Raw genomic sequence first — 17,224 nt, 5'->3', positions numbered from 1 at the left:
AAGCCGGCCAACATCCCGCATATCGGGGTGTTGGCCGGCTTTTGTCTGTCAGAAAGGGTCCGCTGTGGCAAAGGCCACCGCCTCTTCGGCGTGAATCTCCGGTGTGTTAAACAGTGGCATATCGGTATCGCCCTCTTTGATGAGAAGGGGGATTTCGGTGCAGCCGAGGACGATGCCTTCCGCGCCATCTTGTCTGAGCCGGTCCATAATCGCGAGAAAGCGCGCCTTTGTCTCATGTTTAAAAACCCCCATGCACAGCTCCGTGAAGATCGCGTCGTGAATAAAGATACGGTCTTCCTCAGATGGGATGAGCGTTTGAATGCCGTTTGCGTTGAGCCGCTCGTGGTAAAAGGGCTGTTCCATCGTAAAGCTTGTGCCGAGAAGCCCGACAGTCTTCAGACCCTGGGACGAAATCTTTTTCGCGGCGACATCTCCGATATGAAGAAACGGAATCGACAGACCTGAGGCAATGTCGTCCGCAACGGCGTGCATCGTGTTGGTGGCGAGGACAATCGCCTCTGCCCCGGCTTTCTCAAGGCGGAGAGCCTCCTGATTCAGCTGTCGGCCGATCCCGTTCCAGTCCCCTTCTTTTTGCATATGGGCGTATGGCGCAAAATCGACGCTCGCCATATAAACAGGCAGGGAGTGAAGCCCGCCCTTACGAGTGCGGACGAGGCGGTTCATTGCCTCGTAATAGCTCACCGTTGATTCCCAGCTCATGCCGCCGATCAGTCCGATGGGTTTCATTTGAGAGCTCCTTTCATGTCTGATTGACGCACCTATGCATCAAAAGGACGTCGTCTTTTCGCAGCTCTGTTTGCAGTTTCGTTTCGCTCGTGTACGGCATACGCTTTCAAGGCGGCGAATACGGTTTTCTCGAGTTCAGGGTCTTCAGAGAAATCGATGCCGTAAATGAACGAATTGCCGCGCTTTTCTTTCCAGACAACTTCCCCTTCAGGTGTCAAGGCATGCCCGCCGAGCTGAATATCAAAGGTGAGCAGAATGTCCTGTCCTTTTGGCAAGTCGAGATCTGTCATAAGGCGAAGGCCCCCGGGGCTGATGTTGAGGAGAACTCCTTTGGCGGATTTGCTTTCAAAGGATTCCCCTTTGAGCTGGCTGATACGAAACGTTGTATCGACGGGTCTTGCAAATTCATAGCGGAGAGGTTCCTCCCGTTTAAACCGTTTTGACACGTTCATACACCTCCAAATTAATGAACAGACTGATGATGCGACGGTTGTTAAGTGACACTTCAGGAAGTTGTAACGTCGTAAAGGAGACATGCAACTGAGCCTTTCGCTGTACAGGCTTGGCGAGAAGCTGAAATGTCTCTACTTTTTTTGAAACTCCTGCTTCACAGCCTGCAGTGAAGCAGGATCGCTGAGAAGTTTGAATCCGGTCAGGGCAAGGGCCTTTGCACCGGTCATCATGCCTTCAAATCCCCGATCACTGAGGGCAGCTTCCCGGAATTCATGGGTGTGGCCATTAACGGCGGTATCGCTGATTTTCACATAGGGATGAATCGCCGGACACCGGAGACTGACGTTGCCCATATCAATGGATCCGGTTCCATCCCGGTCTGTCAGGATCTCTGTTTCCGGAATGCCCAGGGAGACGAGGGAATCCGTGAACAGATCAGACAGCGGCCCGTTCGTCCGCATCTCGTCATAGGAGAATTCATAATTGGACGTCTCGAGGCGGGCTCCGGTGGCGAGAGCGGCCCCTTTCGCGGTGCGGTGCAGCTTGTCGGCGAGCTGATCTGTCGTCGCGCGGTCAGAAGCCCGGACATAAAAGCGGGCGGACGCATAATCCGGCACGACATTGGCAGCGGTCCCGCCATCGGGAATCACACCGTGAATTCTCGCGTGGGAGGGGATGTGCTGGCGGAGGGCGTTAATGCCGTTGAAGGTCTGAATGACGGCATCAAGCGCATTGATCCCCTGTTCCGGTGCTGCGGCGGCATGGGCGCTTTTTCCGTAAAAGCGCAGCTCAATGGCATCCATTGCCTGAGACGAACCGCTCCGGACATAGTCACTGGCAGGATGCGCCATCATGGCTGCATCGAGATGATCGAAGAGCCCCGCGTCAGCCATCGTCACCTTGGCGCCGTTCGTCTCTTCCGCAGGTGTGCCGTATACATAGACTGCACCGCCATAAGTGTCCACAGCCTCTTTCAGGGCAACGGCCGCCGCGATGCTCTGTGTGCCGATGAGGTTGTGTCCGCATGCGTGCCCGATGTCCGGGAGGGCGTCATATTCACTCATATACCCGATGTGGGGCCCATTATTGCCGGAGTCGTAGACGGCTTCAAATGAAGTCGGGGTGTCGGCTACCCCTTCCGTCACCTGAAAGCCCTCGTTTCGCAGTGCTTCTGTGAGCGTCTGTTGGGCGAAAAACTCTTCGTTACCGAGTTCAGGGCGGTGTCCGATCGCCTGACTGACGGTGTACCACGCCTCCCTTCGCGCTTCGATGTTCCTGATTATATCTTTTATATCCATAAATGCCTCCTGTGATCATGATGCTATGTATTCAATGTATCCTAATGCAGACGAGACATCAAGAATTTCCGTTAAATGTGAAAGGAATTGGAAGTCTTGAAGGAATTCTGCATGTATGCAGGAATTTTCGGCTGTCGTGGCAAAGTAAACTAACGTAAAGAACCATCATCAGGCCGTTGCATCAGGATATGTGTACAGGCACCATTCGAAAGATCAACGAGGAGGAATGGGATATGGATATGAAAGGTTCGGTTTTTATTGTGGCAGGCGGCGCGTCGGGACTTGGAGAAGCGGCCGTCAGAATGCTTGTACATTACGGAGCGCTAGTGCTTATTCTCGATCAGAATGAGCTGAAAGGGCGGGCACTGCAGGAAGACATCGGGTCGCGGGTGGCCTTCGAAAAAGCGGATGTGACCTCGGAGTTCCAGGTGAGAAACAGTCTCGAGCGGGGGCTCGCCCGTTACGGGGATATCCACGGCGTCATCAACACAGCGGGGATCTTTCACAGGGAAGAAGTGGTCAAGGAAAAAGGGACGCATACGATGGACGTCTTTTCAGAGATTGTAAGGGTCAACCTCGCCGGGACGTTCAACGTAACCCGGCTCGCAGCGGAAATCATGAAAGACAACCAGCCCGATGAAAACGGGGAGCGGGGCATCATCATTCAGACGAGTGCGAGTGCGGCCTTTGAAGGTCTGCCGGGACAGGCGGCATTCGCCGCATCGATGGGCGGTGTGAACAGCATGACGCTGCCGCTCGCAAGAGAACTGTCTCCTTACGGCATCCGGGTCATGACCGTCGCACCCGGGTCCTTCTTCACGCCGATGCACCAGGCGAAGGAGGAGAACCTTAGGGAGCTTGCAGAAGAACAGGTCCTGTTTCCGGACCGGATCGGCTCACCGGATGAATACGCGCTGCTCGTCAAAGCGATTATCTCCAACCCGATGCTCAATGGTGAAGTGATCCGCCTTGACGGAGGGGTCCGTCTTCCGGGCGTCAGTCGGGGGCCGGAACCGGGCGGTTTATAAACCGTTTACAAAAAATCAGTTCGGATCGGTCATCGAATGCTTCAACCTGTGTTACAATACTTACATCTTTAATGATTATGACTATTTTGTGACCGTCAGGTGGCAGAGGTAAACGAGGTGTTGTGATGAAGACGAAAGAACAGATTTCGCCGTTCCTGTCCTTCGATCGTGAAGAATGGGCCGAACTCAGGCAGTCGTACCCGATGGAAATTACGCCCGGGGAGATCGAGAGGCTGAAAGGGCTCAACGATGTTCTGAATATGCAGGAAGTGGCGGATATTTATCTGCCGTTGACCCGTCTGATCAACCTCCACACTGTCGCCGCACAGGAGCTGTATCGAAGCAGGTCGACGTTTTTGCATACGAAGGAGAAAAAAGTGCCTTATATTATCGGCATAGCCGGAAGTGTGGCGGTTGGCAAAAGCACCATTGCCCGCGTGTTGCATACCCTTTTGTCCCGTTGGGATAAGCACCCGCGGGTAGATCTCGTCACGACGGACGGTTTTTTGTATCCGAACGCAGAACTTGAGCGCCGGGGTCTCATGAACAAAAAAGGGTTTCCGGAAAGCTATGATGCCCGCAAGCTGCTTTCGTTTCTCTCAGAGCTGAAATCCGGCAAAGCCAAGGCCGAAGCGCCGGTCTATTCCCACTTAACCTATGATATTGTGCCGGGAGAGCGACAGGTGGTTGAATCGCCGGATATCGTCATCATCGAAGGCATCAACGTCCTGCAGCCGCCGAAAGTGCAGCCGGGTGATGACAGCGATCAGGTGTCGGTGTCCGATTACTTCGACTTCTCCATCTATGTGGACGCACAGGAAGACAATATTTTGCGCTGGTATGTGGAGCGGTTTAAAGCGCTGAGGGAGACGGCATTCCAGGACAGACAGTCGTATTTTCATAAGTATGCGAATCTTTCTGACGAAGAGGCGGAACAGACGGCGAGGGACATTTGGGAGCGGATCAACCGCAAAAATCTGCATGAAAATATCCTCCCGACCCGCCACCGTGCCGATCTGATTCTCCTGAAGGGAGATCACCACTTCGTCAGTGAAATCAAAATGAGAAAAATTTAGGAGGATGTATCCAACATGACGGGAAAGAACCGTATCGTAACGAACATGGCGCCTGACGCCATTGGCCCTTATTCCCAGGCAATCGAGGTGGATGGGATGCTTTACTGTTCCGGACAGATTCCCCTCGATCCTGAAACGATGGAAATCACCGGCACCACCGTCGAAGAACAGACCCACCGCGTGATGAAGAACGTGGAAGGGGTGCTGAAGGCTGCGAACTGTGATTTTGGGAACGTCATCAAGGCGATGATTTTCCTTGACGACATGAATGATTTCGCCAAGGTCAACGAGGTGTATGCGAGCTATCTGAAAGAACCGTATCCGGCGAGAAGTGCCGTGGAAGTGGCGAAGCTGCCAAAAGGTGCAATGGTGGAAGTGGAAGTCATTGCGAAAAAGTAACGGGCGTTTGTGTCAAACAGCAAAAAAGGAGCCTTTCCCTCATCATTGGGGGAAGGCTCCTTTTGCATACCGGGAATGCCGGGCACGTTAAAAGATCATATGCGCGATCAGGACGATCACGGGCAGTGTAATGAGCGTACGCTCGATAAAGATGATGAACAGTTCGCCGAGGTTCAGCGGGATCTTCGAGCCGAGGATGACGCCCCCGACTTCAGAAAGATAGACGAGCTGAGAGACGGCGAGACAGCCGATAATAAATCGCGTCATTTCACTCTCGATGCCGCTTGCGAAAATGGCCGGCAGGAACATATCAGCAAAGCCGACGACCATCGTTTCCGAGGCGGCGGCCGCTTCCGGCACCTGCATCAGCTCAAGAAGAGGAATGAACGGCATGCCGAGATACGTGAAGAACGGTGTGTTTTCCGCAATCACAAGCGCTACGGTACCGAACGCCATGACGACCGGGGCCACGCCGAGCCACATATCAAGAACGTTCTTCCCGCCTGATTTGAAGAAAGCGGCGAAGCCTTCCTGAGAGCCGGCGCGGCGTTTCGCCAGATCAATACCAAAACGGGCGGCGCCGAAAGACTGCTTCTTGTAAGAGGCAGGGATGGTGTCATCTGGCTGATTTTTCCCTTCCGCATAGGTCTGCGGCTTTCGTGAAAGCGGCGGGATTCTCGGCATGATAAGGGCCGCGATCACCCCGGCCGCGGCAACGGTCAGGTAAAACGGGAAGAACATGTGCTCGAGGCCGACTTCCTGAATGATGACGAGAGAAAAGGTGATCGACACGACGGAGAACGTCGTGGCGATGACGGCGGCTTCCCGCTTTGAATAAAAGCCTTCTTCATACTGTTTATTCGTGAGAATGACCCCGATGGTGCCGTCTCCGAGCCAGGACGTCAACGAGTCAATGGATGAGCGCCCAGGCAGGGTGAAGAGCGGCCGCATCACTTTCGTCAACAGCGCCCCGAAGAATTCGAGGAGCCCGAAGTTCAATAACAGCGGCAAAAAGAGACCTGCAAAAAAGAAGATGGAAAACAATAATGGCAGTAAATCATAAAGAAGCAGACCGCCGGTATACGGATCATAGACGGCAGGAATGGCGATCTCAAACAGCGTAATGACGGCGAAGAAAGACGCCAGAAGCCGTGTGATCACCCAGAACAGGGAGACGTCAAACAGGTTACGGAGAAACGGCTGATCATCCATAAACCGGGGTCGGAATCCTTTATGGATCAGACTTCCGAGAAAACTGATGATGATCAGACCGGTCATGATCGCCGGCAACGCGTCATACAGAGCGCCTTCGAGCCAGCCGGACAGTACGGCAACAGGAATGGTAAAGCCATCATCCGTCGGGACAGGTGTCATAAACAGTGCGACCCCGATCAGGGATGGGATAAGAAACATAAGTAATGATTGCGTTTGTTGTTGATTCTGTGTGTTCATTGAAAACACCCCTTATTAATATTCATTCAGCAAAATTCATTTTAATGCATGAAAAAAGAATAATCAATCATAATTTTGCATAAAAATCTTTTCAGAAAAATGAAAAAAATCGGTTTTATAAGGGTTTTCGTGTTTTGAACCATGCTGTTTATGCATGTACATTCATAATAAAAGAGTAAAAAAGCAGCCTTTCCGGAGAAAGACTGCTTTTAAAGAGCGGATTACACGGCCCACTCACCGTTACGGAAGACGGGCTCAGTTGAACCGTCCGCTTTTACACCGTCAATATTCATGTCGCCTGAACCGATCATGAAGTCAACGTGGGTGATGCTGACGTTCAGGCCTGCCTGTTCGAGTTCTTCTTTGTTCATGTCCGCCCCGCCCTTGAGATTCGTCGGGTAGGCGCTGCCGAGGGCGATATGATTTGAAGCGTTCTCGTCATACAGCGTGTTGTAGAAGAGAATGCCGGACTGTGAGATCGGTGAACCGTGCGGCACGAGGGCGACTTCCCCGAGACGCTTGGCGCCTTCATCGGAATCAAGGAGGTTCTTCAACGTCTCTTCTCCCTGTTCCGCTTTGAAATCCACGACCTTGCCGTCTTTAAACGTCAGGGTAAAGTTGTCGATCAGATTGCCGCCGTAGTTCAGCGGTTTTGTGTTGGAGACGGTACCGTTGACGCCGTCTGCCTTTGGTGCCGTGAAGACCTCTTCGGTCGGCATGTTGGCCACGAAGTGAACGCCGTCTTTGTTCGGACCGCCGCCGCCGATCCAGATGTGATTGTCCGGGAGCTCGATTTCGAGATCCGTCCCCGGCGCCTGGAAATGAAGTTTCGTGTAGTTCTTCTCTGTCAAGAAGCGTGCTTTTGTCTGGAGGTTCTCGTCATGCTGCTTCCATTCGGCTACCGGGTCTTCCGTGTTCACCCGGACCGTCTCGAGAATCGCTTCCCAAAGCTTATTCATTGCTTCTTCGCCTTTTGCTTCAGGGAAGACTTTTTCCGCCCAGGCCTGTGAAGGGGCTGAGATCACGAGCCAGCTGACTTTGTCAGACTGGATATAGGTTCGGAATGTATTCATCGCCTGCCCGGATGCTTTGTTCGCGGCGGCGATTTTTTCCCCGTCAACGCCGGAGAGGAGATCCGGGTCCGTCGCCTTAATCGTCATGTAGGCGGCGCCGTTTTCTGCCATTTCCTCAAAGCCCCGGGCTTTCCATTCAGGGAATTCGTGGAAGGATTCGAGGGGCGCCATGTCGTAACGGATGCGGGTTAAATCGTCATCGTGCCATTCGACGTGGACGTTCTTCGCACCCTGTTCGTAGGCTTTTTTTGCGACGAGGCGCACGAAGTCCGCAGAAGCAACGGGGGCATTCAATACGAGCGTCTGGTCTTTTTGGATGTTGACACCGACTGTGACTGCGAGTTCAGCGTACTGTTCAATCTTCTGATCTAACGTGGTCATGTGTGCATCTTCCTTTCAAGGTTGTGACTCTTCTCTATTTTAAACGCTTGTGTCGGATAGTTCAATCTGTTGCGATCTGTTTGGGGGAGGGCCGGTGTTTTCAAAAGGGCGGAGGCGGGTAAAGATATGGTAGGAATTCGTTTAATTATCGAAAACAGTGTAAAACCCTGGTGATGGATTGTAAGGCTGTCTGAGCGGGTTTACAATTAGATGATAGTGTATGTTCGGAGTGGTGTGGAGTTTTTAAGAAAGGACGTTATCAAAATGAAAGCTTTTATCTCAAATAACCGGCTGATGGTGCTGTTGATGACCGTCCTTTGGGTAAAGACGTTTACCGTTTCCGTGGTCACCTTTGACCTTGCGTTAAACCGTTTCCTTGAGATGCTGATTTTTGCGGTGAACCCGATGGCCTTCCTGCTCGTCGTGTTCTCTGTCGGCATGCTCTTTTCCAAACGGATCCAACCGTCTTATTATTTCCTGGTAGCTCTGGCTGTGTCGGGCATTCTCTATGCCAATGCTGTGTACTACAGGGAATTTATTGATATTATTACCCTGCCGATGCTCGTGATGGGCGGCAATGCCGGTGATCTGTCAACGAGCGTTGTGGAGCTTGTTCAGTGGTATGATGTGTTCTTCTTTTTGGATCTCGCTGTGATCGCGTTTTTCTTCAAAAGAAAGCGGGACTGGTTTACCCTGTCACGGATGTCCCTGAAATCAGGGGCGAAGATCTATTCGGCCGTGGCCGTGGTTGTGCTGACGATCGTTGTCTCCGGACAGGTCGTGCAGTCTGATGAGCGGGTGCATTCCTTCAACCGGGACAATGTCATTAAATCCGTCGGGCTCTATAACTTTTATGTTTATGATGCGTATATTCATCTGGTCACCGCTTCGCAGACCGTCTTTGCCGATAAAGATGACTGGACGGATATTCAGAATCATCTGTCGGATACGTATGTGGAGCCGAACCGTGACTTGCACGGGCTCGCCGAAGACCGCAACGTTGTGATGATCTCCCTTGAGTCCGTGGAGGATTTTGTGATCGGGGAGACGTTGAACGGAGAAGAAATCACGCCTTTTTTGAATGAGCTGATCGAAGACAGTTTCTATTTTGACAACGTCTATGATCAGACCGGGCAGGGGAAGACGTCCGATGCAGAGTTTATGATGCACAATTCCCTTTATCCGATTGGCCGAGGGGCGGTGTTCCATGCGGCGTCGGAGAATCAGTTCCATCCGCTGTTGAAGAAGCTCGGTGAACGGGGCTATGAATCAACTGCCTTTCATGCAAATGACATCAGCTTCTATAACCGCGAAGAGATGTATGAACAGCTATATTATGACGACTATGTGGAAGAGAAGGATTATGAAGTCACAGAGGATATAAATGTAGGTTGGGGCATGCTTGACATCGACTTCTTTGAACAGTCAATGCCGTATCTGAACGACATGCAGGAACCGTTCTATGGCAAGTTCCTGACGCTGACCAATCACTTCCCTTATGAACTCGATGAGGAACAGCATCTGATTGAGCCGTTTGATTCGGACAGTGACATTGTCAACCGGTACTTCCCGACGGTTCGCTACACGGACGAAGCGGTTCGGGTGTTCTTCGATGAAATGAAAGAGGCCGGTCTCTATGAGGATACGATGTTCGTTCTCTACGGTGATCATTACGGGATTGCCGAAACCCATTATGAAGAGCTCGAATCGTTCCTCGGCTATGAGGTGACCCCGGATGAATCGGTCAAGCTCGACCGGGTGCCGGTCATCATTCATATTCCGGGAGAAGAAGATCAGGCGTTTCATTCGTCAACGGTTGGCGGCCAGGTGGACGTTCTGCCGACGGTTGTGAATCTCCTTGGCCTCGATGATCAGGAGATGTACATGTTTGGCTCAGACCTGCTCTCAGAAGATCGAGACGAGTTTGCCGTCCTCCGTAACGGTGATGTGGTTACCGACGAGATTATTTATACAAAAGAGACGTGTTTCGATGCGGAAGACGGCAGTGAGCGCCCGTTCTCTGACTGCAGTGATGCCTTTGAATTCGGTCAGAGTGAGCTCCATTACTCGGATCAGATTATTTACGGTGATCTGCTCCGGTTCGATCCGGAACAGCTTGATCCTGATGAGGACTGACGTGACAGAGACGACGGAAGACCCGAATGAACGGTTTCGGGTCTTTTTGTTTTGCAAAAAACGAGAACAATGTCAAAAGATATGTTTTAATACTCACAAAAAGGGTATAATAGTAAGACTAATTGGAGGTGAGAACAATGATACAACAGGATCATCCGTTTGGCGGCCGTTACCGTCGTTATGCGTTAGCCATCCTTATTCTCATTTTATTTGTGCCGCTTGTGACCTGGTCCGTGTCTGTTGCGATCAGTGTCTCCTCCATTGCTCTTGGACTCCTGCTCACCTTTGGATACGACGCAGGGGCCAGAATGATGGCGATCAGGAAAACGGTTAACCTTGTCAAGGAAGAGCCGATTTTGATGATGCACGGGGTAAAAGTGGCCAGTGGAACAAAAGGTCACATGGTCCTCACAAAAAACTTTCTGTTATTTGTTCCAGTTTGGAAGCGGATAAAGTTCGTAACGGAAAATGAACGGGTCGTCCGTCATGAAATTGACGGCAGACAGCTTGATCTGACGGTTAAGCTTCCGAAAAAACACCGTTCGTTTCACTACTATGTGAGCCAGCCTCAGGAGATGCAGGCGATGCTGAACGACGTTGTCGGGCCTTCCTTGCCTTACAAATACGACAAACGCGCAAATCTGTCTGATCACGTTGATCAGGAAGAACTGCGCTGAACGCTGTCAAGTAAGGCTGGTCAAGCCTGATACCCTGTATAGAAAAGCGTCCCGTTCCATATTTCTGGAGCGGGACGCTTTTCTTCGTTATAGGAATGGCTGTTTAATACTGATCGACATCGAGTGTCCAAAAACGCTCTGTCGTCATGCGTCTGACAATGTCGTCATCGGATTCTTCTTTATACTGTTCTTTCAGCACGTCAATCACGCCGGCCGTCTGTGATTTATGTGCGGCAATAACGTCGAGTTTCCGATCGGCGAACGGCCGGACGTCCCGTTCGATGTCCGGTTCACCGATGATGGCTTCACAGCCTTCTTTGAAAGCGATGGCCCAGAAAACGGGCCGCTCTTCTGCGGGCAGTTTTTTGACGGCAAGAGCCGTGGCAAGGCCTGTGGCATCGTGGTCCGGATGGACGGCGAAGCCGGGGTAGAACGAAATGATGGTGGACGGGCGCACTTCTTCAATGACATCGAAAATCCGCTCAACGAGTGCGTCCTGATCGGCAAATTCGACGGTTTTGTCCCGCATGCCGAACCGGCGAAGGTCTTCGATGCCAAGAAGGCGGCAGGCCTCTTCGAGTTCGGTTTTGCGGACTTCAAAGAGGGATTCCCGGTTGGCAATGAGGGGATTGCCCATGTTACGGCCCATTTCACCGAGTGTCAGACAGATATAGGTGACATCATGTCCTGCTTCTTTATGCGAAAGAATTGTACCCGCCACGCCGAAAGCTTCATCATCGGGGTGAGGGAGTACAACCAGTAAATGCTGATTACCCACATGCTACACATCCTTATGCGTCATTTTATTTGGGGAACGGGGTTTCACTGAGCTCAAAACAGGCAGCCAGCTTCCCTTCGTCATCGTGACCGGCAAGGAGCAGCGCGCCGTCCGGGGTCATTTCTGCATCAGTCAGGCCCTCTGCATACAGCCAGCCGAGCTTCGTTTCGATCCCGATCCGGTATGGACCGTCTCCGGTAATGGTGGCCCGTTCATAGGTGATTTCCGCATTTCTGAAAAACGCACCGGCAGACAGCATGCCGGCATTTTTATGACTCGCATAAGCACCATTCGTCGTTTCAAGGTGCAGATACAGCGGAGTGCCGGTCCACTGGTCCAGGGTTGCCTGAATGGCCTTTGCATCAATTGGTTTCATCGGTAGGACTCCTTTCTTCTTTCATTAGAATACAGGATTTGTCCGGGTTCTTCAAATGCCGGAAACCGAAACATTCCGTATTTTACCCGGAATCAATCGACATTATTCGCTATTTGTCATAAACTAAGGTGTAAGTACAATCTTTTTTTACAATTGTTATCAAATAACACAAGTCGATCGTAAGGGGGACAACAGCATGGTTAAATCGGTGAAGGGGAAGCTGGTCATTTTCACAGGCGGACTGGTCATTGTCACAATGGTCCTTACGTCGCTTCTCATCTATTTTCAGCTCAGTGCGGGAATTGAGGATTCAGCGGATGAAACGGCGATGGCAACGATGGAAGATGCGGAACGGTTTGTCGAAGCGTATATGGGGAAGTACGGGGTTTCCACAGGTATATTTGCAGATGACGACCGATTACGGACATTTGCGGAAGGTGGATTGACGCCGGCGGAAAGCGACAGCCTTTGGTCGTCCATTACGATCAGTCATCTCTCCTTTATGGAACAAGAACCCGGTGCGCAGCTCGTCTATGTTGGTACGGAGGACGGCGGAATGTTCACCTCCCCATCCGTTGATTTGCCGGATGGGTTTGATCCGAGAGGACGACCTTGGTATGAAGACGCCGTTGCACAACCGGGTAATGTGATCTGGACGGATCCGTATATTGATATTGATACAGAGGAACTGATCATAACCGTGGCGAGAACGGTAACGGATAATCAGGACAACGTGACCGGTGTCATGGGCATCGATTTGAGTCTTGAAGAAATGGTCGCCATCCTCAATCAGGCCGAAGTGCCATTTAATGGGCAGCTGGCGATGATTTCACCTGACGGGACCGTCATTGCCCATACGGATCAGGAACAGGTTGGCATGGATTTGAATGAAGACAGTCAGCTGGCCGTTGTTCCTCAGAACCGGGGACAGAGCGACCGGATCGATGCCCGGAATGAGACGATTTTTTATACGGACGTCGAAGCCTTTGACTGGCAGCTCATGACGACGTATGAGAATGATGAACTGTATGGTGAACTTCAGACGACGCGGACGACCTTTGTAGTCGTCGGAATCGTGGCGGTTCTGATTGCCTTTGGTGCCTCCTATCTGGTCGCGGCCAAACTGACGAGACCGATCGCAGCCCTGAATGCGCATATTCGCCGTATGGCCGGCGGTGATTTCAGTCATGACCTTGATGCTAAAGGGGATGATGAACTTGCCCAGCTTGGCCGTTCTGTCAATGAAATGACAGGTGAGCTCCGGCAGCTTATTGCGTCGATTCAGGAGTCATCCAATAATACCCGGGATATGTCGGAGGATTTGAGTGCGGTGGCAGAAGAATCCGTCGCCACAAGCGATGACATGGCAGGTGCTGTGGATGAAGTGGCTCAGGGAGCCGCGAAGCAGGCCGGCGATATCGATCAGACGAACAGGGAGATGAGTCAGCTCGTTGAACAGGTCAACCGGGCGACTGACCGCGCGGTGACGATGACGGGACTTTCCGGGGAAATCCGGACGTCAAACGAAGCCGGGATCCGTCAGGTGGAGACCCTCGAATCGAGAACGAAGGAGACTGGAGTGGTTTTTGACGGAGTGAATGAAGCCATCAGCCAGCTGACGTCGAAGGTCAGTGATATCGGGACAGTGGTCGATACAATCTCCGAATTTGCCGATCAGACCAACCTCCTTGCCCTGAACGCATCCATCGAGGCGGCAAGGGCCGGTGAACAGGGGAAAGGCTTTGCTGTTGTGGCCGATGAAGTCCGGAAGCTTGCCGAGCAGTCCATGTCAGCGACAGGGAAAATCCGTGCGACGCTTGATGAAGTCGGAAAAGAGACGAAAGAAGTGGAGTCGGCGATGACGAGAGCCAATGCGATGCGAGATGAGCAGCGTCAGGCGGTGACGGATACGAATGAATCCTTTACAGCCATCGTCTCCACGATTGAATCCCTGACGGATACACTCGATGAACTCACCCAGGATCTTGAAGGCGTCAACGTGAAGAAAGACCAGATCGTGGATCTGATTGCGAGCGTTGCCGAAGTGGCCGAAGGCGCAGCAGCAACAGCAGAAGAAGTATCCGCCTCGTCTGCCGAACAGATCAAGGCGATTGAGTCTGTCGGGACGAATGCGGAACGGCTCAGCGATCTCAGTACCGAACTGCAGCAGAAAACAAACCGTTTTAAAGTCTGATTAGCGCAGGTTGTGCAAGTTTCCCCTGTATCCGTATGCGGAATCCGGATACAGGGGCGTTTTTTTGTTTCGTTAAAGTGTCCTGAATGGAGGGCCGTTGCGCTGATTTCTGAGAAGGGTGCGGCAGTGGGTCTATTGTATAGACAGGCCAAGGTAAGTATAATATAAGTCAGTCAACAGCGATTACAGATTAAGAGGAGGCGTTTGGTATGACAAAAGGCATCATCAGCCTTGGGGAGGCACTGATTGACTTCATCCCCCTCGATGACCATAACGAAAGCTTTAAGAAAAGTCCGGGAGGTGCCCCGGCCAATGTTGCCGTCGGCGTGAGCCGGCTAGGAGCGGTATCGACTTTTTTGGGGAAAGTGGGCGATGACGTCCTTGGACGGTTTATGAAAGAGACGCTCGACGGTTTCGGTGTGGATACGACGCATATGTCTTTGACGAAAGATACCCGTACCGGCGTGGTGTTTGTTACATTGGGTGAAGGCGGGGAACGGAGCTTTGAATTCTACATTGATCCGAGTGCCGACCGGTTTTTGACCGAGGCGGAAGCGGAACAGGTGGATTATGCGAAACACAACGTCATACACTTCGGCTCGATCAGCATGATCAGTGAGCCGGCCAAGTCTGCGACGAAGCGGGCCGTCTCGCTTGCAAAGGAGCACGGACTGATCATTTCCTACGACCCGAACCTGCGTCTTGGGCTCTGGCCTTCAGAGGAAGAAGCGCGAGAGACGATCAAAAGCATGCTCGATCAGGCGGATGTCGTCAAGCTTTCCGAAGAGGAACTGACCTTTTTGACCGGGGAGGAGGACGTCGAAGCCGGGATTGAGGCCCTCGCCGAGTACCGCATTCCGATGGTGATTGTGACCCTCGGTGCCGACGGCAGCTGGATCTTTATGCAGGATCAGGAACCGGTCCGGGCTGATGCCATGAAGGTGAATGCCGTGGATACAACCGGAGCGGGGGATGCCTTTGTATCGGGCATTCTTTATCAGCTCAGTGAGCAGGGCAAACCTGTGACGGCATACAGCCGGGAAGAGGCTCTTAAGATGGCGGCCTTTGCTTCAGTATCAGGAGGGCTTGCCGCGTCGACAAAAGGGGCTATGGCCGCACTGCCGACCCTCGACCAGGTGAACGAAACAATCAGGACGAATCAATCATAAGGTGGGAAAACGCATGACAGACAGAGAGAAACAGCTGCTTGAAGAAGCGGAACAGGCACGGAGGAATCACGAAGGAAGTGTCGGGGCGGATCCGTACCGGCAACAGTTCCACGTCGGTCCGCCTGTTGGACTGATCAATGATCCGAATGGCTGGATTCAGTGGCGCGGTGTGTATCATCTCTTTTACCAGTGGAACCCTTTTGCCACGACACACGGGGCGAAATTTTGGGGGCACGTCTCTTCGACGGACCTCGTCACATGGAAAGAAGAGCCGGTGGCCCTGGCGCCGTCCGAGTGGTATGAGAAGAACGGCTGTTATTCAGGCAGTGCCTTGGATGTGAACGGTGATTTGACGCTCATTTATACCGGCAATGTGAAAGACGATCAGGGAAATCGTTCTTCTTATCAGTGCACCGCCGTCTCCAAGGACGGGATCACCTTTATGAAACAGGGGCCGGCGATTGATACGCTGCCTGACGGGTATACAGCTCACTTTCGCGATCCGAAAGTCTGGGAAGAAGCAGGTGTGTATTATCTCGTCATCGGTGCACAGACGGAAGACGAAGAAGGGTGTGCGTTACTGTACCGCTCGGACGACTTCCGGACGTGGGAATTTGTCGGCCCCGTTGCAGGTTCGAACCTCGATCCTCTCGGTGATTTTGGCTATATGTGGGAATGTCCGGATCTCTTTCAGCTCAACGGCACCGACATATTGATCGTGTCGCCACAGGGGCTTGAGCCTGACGGGATTCATTATCTGAACACCTATCAGGCAGGCTGGTTTAAAGGGGAACTCGACCGAAAGACCGGCCGTTTCAACCCGGGTGCCTTTCATGAACTCGATCGCGGCTTTGAATTTTATGCCCCTCAAACAACGGAAGACGAGTATGGCAGAAGGATCATGGTCGGCTGGATGGGTGTGCCTGAACAGGCAGAGGACCGTCACCCGACAATCAGTCATCACTGGATTCACTGTCTGACGCTCCCGAGAGAGCTTAGGATGCAAGATGGACTGCTGATCCAGAAGCCGGTGAAGGAGCTCGAAAAACTGCGTGCCGGCAAAGGGGTTGAACACAAAGAAGTCACTCGTTCCATCGCGCCGTTTGAGCTCGAAGGTATCAGGGGACGAACGCTTGAAATCGAGGTGCGTAATCTGCAGATTCCTGGGGAAGGCTACTTCAGTATGATGATCCACGGAGAGGGGCGTCTTACTGTCAGCCATGAAGACGGTTGCCTTGTCACCTTTGAGCGGACTGAGATCGGCGGAGTGAACAGGGAAAGGCGCTATGGTCGTCCGCGAAGCGTCGAGACGCTTCGTGTGTTCATTGATCATTCATCCGTCGAAGTCTTTGTAAACGGAGGAGAGATGGTCTTCACGTCAAGACTCTTTCCGGATATCTTGAATGATTCCATCACCTTTGAAGGAGACTGGCATGAAAACCCCGATATTGAAGCCTGGTCACTGAAGACGCCGTCCGGTTAACGAGATTTGGATATCAAACAGAAAAAAGAACACAAAAAGGCCGGTGCACGGATCACGGATGATCTCTGCACCGGCCTTTTCCGGTATTTATCTCGAGAGCGCCTTCTCCAGGGCTTCACGGATCCGGGTTTCATCAAAAGGCTTGACGATAAAATCGACAGCGCCTTTTTGGATTGCTTCAACAACCATGTTCTGTTGGCCCATGGCTGAGCACATGACCACCTTTGCGCCAGGGTCGTTCTGTTTAATTTGCTCAAGAGCTTCAATGCCGTTCATTTCCGGCATCGTGATGTCCATGGTCACGAGATCCGGCTTGTGCTCGTTGTAAAGCTCAACCGCTTCTTTTCCGTCTGCCGCCTCTGCGACGACTTCATAGCCTGCGTCAGTGACCATTTTCTTCAGCGTCATGCGCATGAATGCTGCATCGTCTGTAATTAATAGCTTTGCCATTTTGTGAAACCTCCCAATGATTTCTTTGCATATCGTACCCGTTATGGGTATAAA

16 protein-coding genes are annotated in these 17,224 nt (G+C 52.1%); 8 read left to right on the top strand and 8 right to left on the bottom strand.

The features are described from left to right. Positions 1-48: 48 nt before the first annotated feature. From BSEL_RS16440 to BSEL_RS16430, 3 genes are all read right to left on the bottom strand, one after another. Positions 49-747: an aspartate/glutamate racemase family protein gene (locus BSEL_RS16440; RefSeq protein ID WP_013174139.1), complete on the bottom strand. Its 699-nt coding sequence runs from the start codon at positions 745-747 to the stop codon at positions 49-51. Positions 748-779: 32 nt separating this feature from the next. Next, on the bottom strand, positions 780-1,193 hold the full coding sequence (locus BSEL_RS16435) for a PilZ domain-containing protein (protein ID WP_013174138.1): 414 nt from the start codon (positions 1,191-1,193) through the stop codon (positions 780-782). A 138-nt stretch (positions 1,194-1,331) separates the two neighbouring features. Next, positions 1,332-2,498, bottom strand: coding sequence for a M20 family metallopeptidase (locus BSEL_RS16430; protein WP_013174137.1), 1,167 nt, complete (start codon positions 2,496-2,498; stop codon positions 1,332-1,334). Positions 2,499-2,731: 233 nt separating this feature from the next. Here BSEL_RS16430 and BSEL_RS16425 point away from each other — a divergent pair, with 233 nt between their 5' ends. From BSEL_RS16425 to BSEL_RS16415, 3 genes are all read left to right on the top strand, one after another. Then, the gene (locus BSEL_RS16425) at positions 2,732-3,526 is read left to right on the top strand and encodes an SDR family NAD(P)-dependent oxidoreductase (protein ID WP_013174136.1); all 795 of its coding nucleotides are present in this window, start codon (positions 2,732-2,734) and stop codon (positions 3,524-3,526) included. A gap of 125 nt (positions 3,527-3,651) precedes the next feature. After that, positions 3,652-4,602: a type I pantothenate kinase gene (gene coaA, locus BSEL_RS16420; RefSeq protein WP_013174135.1), complete on the top strand. Its 951-nt coding sequence runs from the start codon at positions 3,652-3,654 to the stop codon at positions 4,600-4,602. 15 nt (positions 4,603-4,617) lie between these two features. Beyond that, the gene (locus tag BSEL_RS16415; protein ID WP_013174134.1) at positions 4,618-5,001 is read left to right on the top strand and encodes a RidA family protein; all 384 of its coding nucleotides are present in this window, start codon (positions 4,618-4,620) and stop codon (positions 4,999-5,001) included. Positions 5,002-5,088: 87 nt separating this feature from the next. Here BSEL_RS16415 and BSEL_RS16410 read toward each other — a convergent pair whose 3' ends face one another. Both BSEL_RS16410 and BSEL_RS16405 read right to left on the bottom strand, forming a co-directional pair. Further along, positions 5,089-6,453: a YjiH family protein gene (locus BSEL_RS16410; RefSeq protein WP_013174133.1), complete on the bottom strand. Its 1,365-nt coding sequence runs from the start codon at positions 6,451-6,453 to the stop codon at positions 5,089-5,091. 221 nt (positions 6,454-6,674) lie between these two features. Beyond that, positions 6,675-7,907, bottom strand: a complete 1,233-nt coding sequence (locus tag BSEL_RS16405; protein WP_013174132.1) for an aminopeptidase — start codon at positions 7,905-7,907, stop codon at positions 6,675-6,677. 264 nt (positions 7,908-8,171) lie between these two features. On the opposite strand from BSEL_RS16405, the gene BSEL_RS16400 reads away from it, so the two are divergent. Further along, positions 8,172-10,043, top strand: coding sequence for an LTA synthase family protein (locus tag BSEL_RS16400; RefSeq protein ID WP_155522761.1), 1,872 nt, complete (start codon positions 8,172-8,174; stop codon positions 10,041-10,043). A gap of 137 nt (positions 10,044-10,180) precedes the next feature. After that, entirely contained in the window at positions 10,181-10,720 is a 540-nt protein-coding gene (locus BSEL_RS16395) for a hypothetical protein (protein ID WP_013174130.1), read from the top strand. Between the two features lie 103 nt (positions 10,721-10,823). Here the strand turns inward: BSEL_RS16395 and bshB2 are convergent, their stop codons facing one another. Together bshB2 and BSEL_RS16385 are read right to left on the bottom strand one after the other, a co-directional pair. Further along, positions 10,824-11,498: a bacillithiol biosynthesis deacetylase BshB2 gene (bshB2, locus tag BSEL_RS16390; RefSeq protein WP_013174129.1), complete on the bottom strand. Its 675-nt coding sequence runs from the start codon at positions 11,496-11,498 to the stop codon at positions 10,824-10,826. Positions 11,499-11,523: 25 nt separating this feature from the next. Then, the gene (locus BSEL_RS16385; protein ID WP_013174128.1) at positions 11,524-11,874 is read right to left on the bottom strand and encodes a YojF family protein; all 351 of its coding nucleotides are present in this window, start codon (positions 11,872-11,874) and stop codon (positions 11,524-11,526) included. Between the two features lie 196 nt (positions 11,875-12,070). Here BSEL_RS16385 and BSEL_RS16380 point away from each other — a divergent pair, with 196 nt between their 5' ends. The 3 genes from BSEL_RS16380 to BSEL_RS16370 all read left to right on the top strand — a co-directional run bounded on the left by BSEL_RS16380 (position 12,071) and on the right by BSEL_RS16370 (position 16,720). Beyond that, positions 12,071-14,068 carry a methyl-accepting chemotaxis protein gene (locus BSEL_RS16380; RefSeq protein ID WP_013174127.1) on the top strand — a complete coding sequence of 666 codons (1,998 nt, stop codon included), beginning with the start codon at positions 12,071-12,073 and terminating at the stop codon, positions 14,066-14,068. A gap of 209 nt (positions 14,069-14,277) precedes the next feature. Then, positions 14,278-15,237 carry an aminoimidazole riboside kinase gene (locus tag BSEL_RS16375; RefSeq protein WP_013174126.1) on the top strand — a complete coding sequence of 320 codons (960 nt, stop codon included), beginning with the start codon at positions 14,278-14,280 and terminating at the stop codon, positions 15,235-15,237. Between the two features lie 13 nt (positions 15,238-15,250). Beyond that, on the top strand, positions 15,251-16,720 hold the full coding sequence (locus BSEL_RS16370; RefSeq protein ID WP_013174125.1) for a glycoside hydrolase family 32 protein: 1,470 nt from the start codon (positions 15,251-15,253) through the stop codon (positions 16,718-16,720). A gap of 87 nt (positions 16,721-16,807) precedes the next feature. Here the strand turns inward: BSEL_RS16370 and BSEL_RS16365 are convergent, their stop codons facing one another. After that, a complete protein-coding gene (locus BSEL_RS16365; protein ID WP_013174124.1) occupies positions 16,808-17,170 on the bottom strand; it encodes a response regulator in 363 nt (120 codons plus the stop codon). Positions 17,171-17,224: the final 54 nt, after the last annotated feature.

Source organism: [Bacillus] selenitireducens MLS10 (assembly GCF_000093085.1).
Taxonomy (GTDB): Bacteria; Bacillota; Bacilli; order Bacillales; family Salisediminibacteriaceae; genus Salisediminibacterium; species Salisediminibacterium selenitireducens.
This window is presented reverse-complemented; position numbering and strand designations above follow the sequence as displayed.

What these genes read in the sequence shown, in the direction of transcription:
- BSEL_RS16440 (WP_013174139.1), bottom strand. Translation starts at nt 747, where the DNA reads ATGAAACCCATCGGACTGATCGGCGGCATGAGCTGGGAATCAACGGTG.
- BSEL_RS16430 (WP_013174137.1), bottom strand. Translation starts at nt 2,498, where the DNA reads ATGGATATAAAAGATATAATCAGGAACATCGAAGCGCGAAGGGAGGCG.
- BSEL_RS16425 (WP_013174136.1), top strand. Translation starts at nt 2,732, where the DNA reads ATGGATATGAAAGGTTCGGTTTTTATTGTGGCAGGCGGCGCGTCGGGA.
- coaA (WP_013174135.1), top strand. Translation starts at nt 3,652, where the DNA reads ATGAAGACGAAAGAACAGATTTCGCCGTTCCTGTCCTTCGATCGTGAA.
- BSEL_RS16415 (WP_013174134.1), top strand. Translation starts at nt 4,618, where the DNA reads ATGACGGGAAAGAACCGTATCGTAACGAACATGGCGCCTGACGCCATT.
- BSEL_RS16410 (WP_013174133.1), bottom strand. Translation starts at nt 6,453, where the DNA reads ATGAACACACAGAATCAACAACAAACGCAATCATTACTTATGTTTCTT.
- BSEL_RS16405 (WP_013174132.1), bottom strand. Translation starts at nt 7,907, where the DNA reads ATGACCACGTTAGATCAGAAGATTGAACAGTACGCTGAACTCGCAGTC.
- BSEL_RS16400 (WP_155522761.1), top strand. Translation starts at nt 8,172, where the DNA reads ATGAAAGCTTTTATCTCAAATAACCGGCTGATGGTGCTGTTGATGACC.
- BSEL_RS16395 (WP_013174130.1), top strand. Translation starts at nt 10,181, where the DNA reads ATGATACAACAGGATCATCCGTTTGGCGGCCGTTACCGTCGTTATGCG.
- BSEL_RS16385 (WP_013174128.1), bottom strand. Translation starts at nt 11,874, where the DNA reads ATGAAACCAATTGATGCAAAGGCCATTCAGGCAACCCTGGACCAGTGG.
- BSEL_RS16380 (WP_013174127.1), top strand. Translation starts at nt 12,071, where the DNA reads ATGGTTAAATCGGTGAAGGGGAAGCTGGTCATTTTCACAGGCGGACTG.
- BSEL_RS16375 (WP_013174126.1), top strand. Translation starts at nt 14,278, where the DNA reads ATGACAAAAGGCATCATCAGCCTTGGGGAGGCACTGATTGACTTCATC.
- BSEL_RS16370 (WP_013174125.1), top strand. Translation starts at nt 15,251, where the DNA reads ATGACAGACAGAGAGAAACAGCTGCTTGAAGAAGCGGAACAGGCACGG.
- BSEL_RS16365 (WP_013174124.1), bottom strand. Translation starts at nt 17,170, where the DNA reads ATGGCAAAGCTATTAATTACAGACGATGCAGCATTCATGCGCATGACG.